This window comes from Oleiphilus sp. HI0079 (assembly GCF_001635105.1).
In genome coordinates, this window is sequence record NZ_LWFT01000274.1 from 1 (window position 1) to 730 (window position 730).

Genomic DNA, 730 nt, shown 5'->3' on the forward strand with positions numbered 1-730 from the left:
TCAGCCCCAACTCCGACATCGCATAAACAATACGCCTCTGAACGGGCTTAAGGCCGTCACCAACATGCGGCAAAGCACGATCTAGAATGACGTACATTGAATAATCGAGATAGGCTTTTTCGGTATATTCACGAAGTGAAATTTGCTCGACACCGTCTTCGAGATTGGGAGTGTCTTGACTCATAAGACTCTGCGTTCCTTAGAGAGGGTTGGAGTTGCGATTCAGAAATGACCGACATTATATGAACCACACCTTATGCTGCATAGGTTTATTCAGCAATATGCGCTTTTCTTAATGTACTCACATAAATACCGGCGTTTGAAGGGCCCTTATATAAGTAAATTTTATAAGCGTTCATCGCGGTATCCCGCGAAGCATTACATTACTAAAAAGTCAGCTTGAAAATACAAGATTCTGTGTATTGCTCATGATATGATTCTGATCAAAGGAAGCCTTGAATGTTCTTAAAGCCTTGGCAGGCAAGGCGTTCGGCACAGCACATATAACAACAAAATTCGATGATTAGGGTGACAATGACTACGAGCGTAGATACTGACGCAGCACCTTCAGTGCATGTGGAACAAGAGAGCAGCAACAAAGCACCAAGCATAAAACTAAAAGCGTCTCTTGCACCAATGACCGCACTCGAGATCTCTGACTTCGATCCAGCACATTTTGAACAAGAACTTTCTGCCAAAGTCGCACAAGCCCCTGGCTTTTTTGAGAATT

At 43.4% G+C, this 730-nt stretch carries 1 protein-coding gene and 1 pseudogene; one reads left to right on the forward strand and one right to left on the reverse strand.

Going from position 1 to position 730, the window contains the following annotated elements; genetic code table 11:
- Positions 1-184: DNA gyrase subunit A (locus tag A3750_RS03930; RefSeq protein WP_156498378.1), on the reverse strand; the 184-nt coding region annotated here is incomplete at its 3' end.
- Positions 185-534: 350 nt separating this feature from the next.
- Here A3750_RS03930 and A3750_RS03935 point away from each other — a divergent pair.
- Positions 535-730, forward strand: a pseudogene (locus tag A3750_RS03935) (hypothetical protein); the annotation flags it as partial.